Here is a 6178-nt window from a genome sequence, read left to right as displayed (position 1 = left end):
TTACATCCTTTGCCTTTTCCAGGCAGCACAGCCGGGTATCCATCATAGCGCATCGGGCTTTTTTTACCACCGGGATACGGTATTCATCTGAGATGATATGGTAAAACATCGCTGCCTCTGAAACAGAGTCATGGAATTCTTTCTCTTACATTGTTTTTACGGTATCATGCAGTTTATCATAATACTGGATCTTCTCCTTAGCCTTATAACTGTCACGGATACGCGCGAGCAAATCGCACATTTCCTCTCTGGACTGTCCTGTGAGCACGGCATGGAACAGCAGGATGGATACTGCAAAAACAGAGCCTCCTGTTGCCGCGATGACATCTTTCCGTATATTATCCAGTCGGTTATGCAGTTTCGTTACCGCCTCATCAAAAGCATTCTGGCTGTATGCAGAGCTGAGATCCTTTATGCGGGACTCCTTCTCCAGTTTACGGAGAATGGGATCCTTCTTATCATTCTTCAGCAGCTGCAAAAGACAATCCTCCCTGTCAGAAAGGAGAGAGATGTAAAAGTTGACTGCATCCGTGTAATCTGCCTGCAGTTTTTCAAGGGTTCTGCGCTTTTCTGCGTTTGGGCTTCCGTATAAAAAGACAGAGCGTGTATGAGTGCCGGATGAAACCTTCTTCTTTTTTGCACGTGGTCTCGCCATAAGAAACCTCCTTTCTTTCAGATATACCTGTTTCTTTTGTTATAACACATTTATTGAAAAAAGGCAAACATAAGTTTGCCTATGCGCTTTCATCTCGGTAATTGAATTACCGAGGATTCCCGCTTGTCATCCTAAAAAAGGAGGAATCAAAATGAATTTCAAAAAGTTAATGTTAAGCGTCGGGCTTTCCGCCATGGCACTTCTTGCTATGCCGGGCTCCACACTCACATCCCCTGTATCCGTACAGGCAGCCGCCCATGAGCACATCCTGGAAACCTACATTACCAAACAGCCAACCTGTACAGCCACAGGGACCGAGATCCGTAAATGCCAGACATGCGGAAAGATCACAGATACGATCAAACTTCCCAAAGTTGCCCATTCCGTGAAAACAAGGACCGTCAGGAAAGCAACTACCACACATACGGGAGTGACCGAGACTTATTGTGTTGTCTGCCAGAAAACAATCAAAAAGATATCTTTGCCAAAACTGACAAAGAAATGCGTACATACCTATAAGAAAACGGATACGATCCCGGCAACCTGTACATCCAAAGGCTCCATTACAGTTACCTGCAAAAAATGCGGGACACTGATCAGTGAAAAGACTCTGCCAAAAGCAAAGCATGAATATGTCACAGAAGTAACAAAAGCCCCGACACTTACTTCCGTCGGACAGGAACGTACTTACTGCAAGAATTGTACAAAAACACTGGAATACAACACTCTTCCAAAACTTGAGGATGCCACTGCCCTGAGCCAGGACTCCGCGGAGCTGACGATCGGCAGCACACTTCAGCTCACATTAAGCCCGACAAACAAAAAGGTGACATGGTCATCTTCCAACCGGGCGATTGTGACCGTTAACAGAAATGGCCTGGTCAAGGCATTGCGTACAGGAGAAGCTACCGTAACCGCCCTTTACAAAGGACGGAAATTCACCTGTGATATCACAGTCAAGGATATTGAATGCAGCCATGAGGACACCGAAGAAGTGATCTTACGGGAGGCCACCTGTACCAAAGACGGCCTTGAAGCAGTCAGATGCATAGAATGCGGGAAAGACCTTGATATGATCACCATCCCGGCTACAGGACACGAATGGGAAACCGTTGTATCCAAAAAGGCAACCTGCGACAAAGACGGGGTATCTTATGAGAAATGTGCCAACTGCGGTACGAAGAAGCGCGGCTCCGAAGAAGTGATCGAAGCATCCGGTCATAAGTTCACCTACAAGATCGTCCGCAGAGCAACAACATCCAGGACTGCACTTGTCCAGGAATCCTGCAGTGTATGCAAAAAGAAAGGGGCTAGCAAGGTATATCCTGCCATTGAGTTCAAGCCACAGTTGAACTTAAAAGCCAAAACACTCCCGGCAGGAAAGGAAGTAAAGATCCTGATCAGGGACGAATCCGGCTCTGTTTTAAGCTGCTCTAAAAAATTATCTGATATGGATAAGGCATATTACGGAAAGGTGATCAAATGGTCCTCATCCAATCCGGATGTTGCCACTGTAGACAGCGAAGGAAACGTTACAGCTGTAAGTCCTGGAACTGCAAAGATTTCCGTAAAATACTATACGAAGACTTTAAGCTGTATCATCACAGTAAGATAATCAATACAACAAGGTAAACAAAAAGAAGCTTTCCAGTATTTGGAAGGCTTCTTTTTTTAAGGATCATAGCTTCAGCGTGATCTCCGGGCATGTCACCTGATATGTCCATCCATATTCCAGACATACCCTCCGCAGCAGGCATTTCGGACTGTTTATTCCGTCATCCTTCATCTGCTTAACTGCATTCTTTAAAACAGACACGATAAAGTTTCTGGAAAACGTATCCGGTGCCGTAAGGGTGGCAAAACATTGATCCGTTTCGGATAACAGCTTCACCCTGTGGTCCAGATCCCCGCTTGCTAAGGATATCTCTACCGTAAAGATTTCTTCTGCTTCAAACACCCACTCGGTCAAAAGGGATGCAGCTGTCCGTACCAGACGGCTGATTACCTTTCCATCAACCAGAAGTTCCCCTTTCATTACAGGACTGGAACAGGAGGTGTTCACATAGAGCTTAAACGATCTCCCGTTTCTGAGAGCCGCACAAAGCACCTCTTCATCTGCAACGGTCTGTGTTCTGAGCAATCCGTTTACCCAGCTTTCCCAGCTCCTGCTCACCCTCACCCAGCTGCGTGATAATACCGCGGTATCCATTAATGTTTCCATAAAAATTTCTCCCTTCATTTTTTTACTAATATGGAATTTGACGGGGGAAAACAAAAAAAGTGAATTCGAATTCACTTTTTAAGAGGATGTCCCGGCAGGAGCACCTGCCAGGACCAAGTATGAAAAAGAAAAAAGTGTTCCGGCTTTTTACCGGCACCCTTAATATGATGAAAAATTAAATTTGTGTTTTCATGTTCTCCATATAAGAAGCCATATGCGGTGCCGTTTCACGCAGCCCATCCGGATCACTGAAACTCAACCGGAAAGCCTCTGCAAAGTATTCCATCCTTGTCGATGTGTTCTGGTCGGATATATGGTATTTTTCCTTCAGCGCAGGCATCTCTGTTTCCATGGAGTCTACAACCGTCTGGCTGTCCGACAAAAACGAATCCGAATTAAGGTCGTTAAAATCTATGATATGTCCCAGCTCATGGTAAACAGCCTGGCTGAGTCCTTCCTTATTAGCCCTTAAAAACAACAGCCTTTCACAGATGCCATTCCCCTTGCTCAAATGCGTCAGTCCATCCGTGATGGTATTTTCAGACAGTGTCCCGTCATAGGACTGTCTCGGATTATCGCAGACACAGATATCATACGGCTCCAGATACTTTAAATACTTTGCCTCCATGTTGTTATACATATCATATACATATCCGACATAGCGGGAAGCTTCCTCTGAATCACTCCTTATTGACAGGTCACATTTATATTCTTTTGCCAGATATCCTCCCCAGACATATCCCATGTCCGTACGTGCCCATGTCCCGTCATCGCTGAGGATATTGACCTTTTCTCCTTTTTTGTACTTCCCTGCAATTTCGCTGTTCTTATCAGGGCTTTTACGGATATTAAGGTTTACCACCGCATATCCTGTCTCTTTTGGTATCGCCGGTTTCACTGCATCCATGACAGATATAAGTTCGACTGTAGGCAGTGGTTCCGCAGAGACGGGCACATTTAAGCATCCTGCCATTACCGCGCATAAAAAAAATCTTTTAAACCTCATAATATCTCCTTTCTGATTTTTTTTGCGCCGATAATATGACCAAAAAATGCTCCTCAATGCTACAAAAAAAGAGCTGCTTTACACAGCTCTTATCTGCGGAAACGTTTTAAGATTTTTTTAAATCCGCTTTCTTTTTCGGGAGGCTTTTCGCTCTTTTCTTCATGGAGGATACGCTCCTCACATATTTTGCATACCATCCCGCTTCCTTCCGGAATGATCTCTCCGCAGCAGATACATCGATCTTCCATACAAATACCTCCAAAATTATTTTCTTAATACGAACCTGATCTTATCCGACTCCGCGGACTGCTCAAATCCAAGTTTGTCATAAAAACGATACAGTTTTTTTCTTTCCTCTTCTGTCTCAAAATACTCCAGCGGACGCCTGAAACCATAAATGCTGTCACACCTAAGGCCTTCTGCCAATTTCTTGATCAGCCTAAAGGACATGGTCCCGATTCCCTGTCCGCGGAGGCTTCGTTCATTAACCGTCACAACAGAAAACGCATTTTCATGCACACTCGTAAAAAAAAAGCAATCATACGATCCTCAAATTTCTCCATCCAGCAGAACTGATGATTTTTCTGGATCATGATGGACAGAAAATCCAAACACTCCTCTAATCCTCAACGATACGGGCCAGAATCAATCCCGGCCCGTTCTTTCTTATTTGTATTTTTTCACAGATACTCCGCTGACTTCTGTTCCAGTCTCGATCGGGATCATCAGATATTCCCTTCCATCGATTTCCTGGCGTTTGACGATCTGCGCTCTTTCCGGATCCACCTCAATAGATACCCCTGCGGTTTCAATATGCACTTTCTTTGGAAGGATATTCTCCAGTACAAGCGCCCCGTCCTCTCCCACAGTGGAATCAAACACATCCGCGGCATCCTCCGTATCCGAGATCCCACAGTCACTGAGTAACGCCATCATCTCTTTTTTATTAATGGAAGCAGGCATCACACTGTCTGCATTTGACCCTGCAATGTCAAAAAGCATGCGTCTGGATCTTCTTCTGCCTGGTCGTAATCACAGTTTAATTTCTCCGCCATTTCCTTAAAGGAACTTAACTGTTCTTCTGAATTTAACGGAAGCAGGCATCCGGTCAGTTCCCTTGCAAAATCTCTGCGGAGGCATTTACAGGATTTCCCGTAATACAGCGCAGCATGAAGATCTGTACCCCTGTCATTAAATGCCGGGAATAAAATCCCGTTATCTGGTTTACCTATCACCCAGCCTTTTTTCCTGTCGGAGATGCAGCTCTTTTCCGGATCTTAGCAAAGTTCCGGTTTATCAAACTTTGCAGGACAGAAACAGATATGAAGGAAATGATATACCTCTTCAGATGCATCCGGGATCGTATCTTCATCCATGCCTTTTCCCGGAATATCATAGTTTCCTTCTGCTACCAGGATCAGGTAGCTTTCCGGATTGTCATAAGTTTCCATTACCCTGTCATAGAAGGCATCCAGAAGCCCGTCATCCATCTTGCTGTTCAAAAGCTTACAAAACGCATTCTGAGTCCCGTCTTCTGCTTCCTGCTTTAACGGAAACTCCATATTGAACAGCTTTCCGCCGATCTTTCCGGTCAGGGAACTTTTCAGGATATCGAAATACTTTTCCAGTTCCTCTTCCGGCAGTTCAAACGGGGAAATATTAAAACTTAATACCTTGTTCTTATCCTTATCAACATAGCATCCAGCTATCTTACCAATGCAGCTGTACTCCGGCTTATACTGTTTCTTAATCTCCGCAATCTCTTTTTTGTTCACAATAAAACCCTCCTGTTTTCTCTGTCTGTTTTCTGTCATATCGGGATGCCGAAACCATAAGACAGCAGTCGACAAACCCCAAAACAACAAATGCGGACAGGATCATTATTTTTCCGATCATATATATCCTCCTCTCAGTTAACTACAGTTATATAGGCGTTTGCGAAACGCCACAAGCCGCATAAATACGGCATTTTTTGTTACCTATAAACAAATAACTCCTCACCGGATATGGTATAATAGAGTTGACTAAAAACTATAAACCTACATCCAAGAAAGGAGTTATTCTGATACTTATGATACCATATAAACAGCTTTCTTTGGCAGATATTTTTTCAGATTGCCATGAAAAATTTGAAAATGACAAACCTGCTTTTCTTTCTCTATTAGAAACCCATATCGATATTGATGAGTTAATTCCGATTTCTTTTAGAAATCATTTCTATGCATCGACGGGCAGAACCCGTAAATACCCTTTGCAAGCTTTTCTGTGGGCTTTGATTATTCAACGTATTTTCTCT

The 6178-nt window shown here is 44.0% G+C and carries 8 protein-coding genes and 2 pseudogenes; 2 read left to right on the top strand and 8 right to left on the bottom strand.

Annotated elements, in window-relative coordinates; all coding sequences use genetic code 11:
• Positions 1 to 145: 145 nt before the first annotated feature.
• Positions 146 to 655 (bottom strand): hypothetical protein, encoded by a 510-nt coding sequence (locus tag AC075L_RS03290; protein ID WP_476387134.1) that lies wholly within the window; start codon positions 653 to 655, stop codon positions 146 to 148.
• Positions 656 to 806: 151 nt separating this feature from the next.
• On the opposite strand from AC075L_RS03290, the gene AC075L_RS03285 reads away from it, so the two are divergent.
• Entirely contained in the window at positions 807 to 2270 is a 1464-nt protein-coding gene (locus AC075L_RS03285; protein ID WP_476387133.1) for an Ig-like domain-containing protein, read from the top strand.
• A gap of 63 nt (positions 2271 to 2333) precedes the next feature.
• Here AC075L_RS03285 and AC075L_RS03280 read toward each other — a convergent pair whose 3' ends face one another.
• The 7 genes and pseudogenes from AC075L_RS03280 to AC075L_RS03250 all read right to left on the bottom strand — a co-directional run bounded on the left by AC075L_RS03280 (position 2334) and on the right by AC075L_RS03250 (position 5778).
• The gene (locus AC075L_RS03280) at positions 2334 to 2876 is read right to left on the bottom strand and encodes a hypothetical protein (protein WP_476387132.1); all 543 of its coding nucleotides are present in this window, start codon (positions 2874 to 2876) and stop codon (positions 2334 to 2336) included.
• A 175-nt stretch (positions 2877 to 3051) separates the two neighbouring features.
• On the bottom strand, positions 3052 to 3882 hold the full coding sequence (locus AC075L_RS03275; protein WP_476387131.1) for an SH3 domain-containing protein: 831 nt from the start codon (positions 3880 to 3882) through the stop codon (positions 3052 to 3054).
• A gap of 89 nt (positions 3883 to 3971) precedes the next feature.
• A complete protein-coding gene (locus tag AC075L_RS03270) occupies positions 3972 to 4130 on the bottom strand; it encodes a hypothetical protein (RefSeq protein ID WP_476387130.1) in 159 nt (52 codons plus the stop codon).
• A 16-nt stretch (positions 4131 to 4146) separates the two neighbouring features.
• On the bottom strand, positions 4147 to 4377 hold the full coding sequence (locus AC075L_RS03265; protein ID WP_476387129.1) for a GNAT family protein: 231 nt from the start codon (positions 4375 to 4377) through the stop codon (positions 4147 to 4149).
• A gap of 171 nt (positions 4378 to 4548) precedes the next feature.
• Positions 4549 to 4884 carry a DUF4317 family protein gene (locus AC075L_RS03260; RefSeq protein WP_476387128.1) on the bottom strand — a complete coding sequence of 112 codons (336 nt, stop codon included), beginning with the start codon at positions 4882 to 4884 and terminating at the stop codon, positions 4549 to 4551.
• A pseudogene (locus AC075L_RS03255) lies at positions 4845 to 5657 on the bottom strand (DUF4317 family protein). The gene AC075L_RS03260 and the pseudogene AC075L_RS03255 overlap by 40 nt, the downstream one beginning before the upstream one ends.
• Positions 5629 to 5778, bottom strand: coding sequence for a hypothetical protein (locus AC075L_RS03250; protein ID WP_161234315.1), 150 nt, complete (start codon positions 5776 to 5778; stop codon positions 5629 to 5631). Before AC075L_RS03250 ends, AC075L_RS03255 begins: the two are co-directional and overlap by 29 nt.
• 175 nt (positions 5779 to 5953) lie before the next feature.
• Here AC075L_RS03250 and AC075L_RS03245 point away from each other — a divergent pair.
• Positions 5954 to 6178 (top strand): annotated as a pseudogene (locus AC075L_RS03245) (ISNCY family transposase); the annotation flags it as partial.

The organism is Blautia sp. ZXY-1-B12 (genome assembly GCF_056339915.1).
The sequence above is the reverse complement of the archived record's forward strand: the minus strand, read 5'-3'. Positions and strand labels throughout refer to the sequence as shown.

Excerpts from the sequence above, each read along its gene's own strand:
- AC075L_RS03285 (WP_476387133.1), top strand. The coding sequence starts at position 807 with ATGAATTTCAAAAAGTTAATGTTAAGCGTCGGGCTTTCCGCCATGGCA.
- AC075L_RS03270 (WP_476387130.1), bottom strand. The coding sequence starts at position 4,130 with ATGGAAGATCGATGTATCTGCTGCGGAGAGATCATTCCGGAAGGAAGC.
- AC075L_RS03280 (WP_476387132.1), bottom strand. The coding sequence starts at position 2,876 with ATGGAAACATTAATGGATACCGCGGTATTATCACGCAGCTGGGTGAGG.
- AC075L_RS03250 (WP_161234315.1), bottom strand. The coding sequence starts at position 5,778 with ATGATCGGAAAAATAATGATCCTGTCCGCATTTGTTGTTTTGGGGTTT.
- AC075L_RS03275 (WP_476387131.1), bottom strand. The coding sequence starts at position 3,882 with ATGAGGTTTAAAAGATTTTTTTTATGCGCGGTAATGGCAGGATGCTTA.
- AC075L_RS03290 (WP_476387134.1), bottom strand. The coding sequence starts at position 655 with ATGGCGAGACCACGTGCAAAAAAGAAGAAGGTTTCATCCGGCACTCAT.
- AC075L_RS03260 (WP_476387128.1), bottom strand. The coding sequence starts at position 4,884 with ATGCTTTTTGACATTGCAGGGTCAAATGCAGACAGTGTGATGCCTGCT.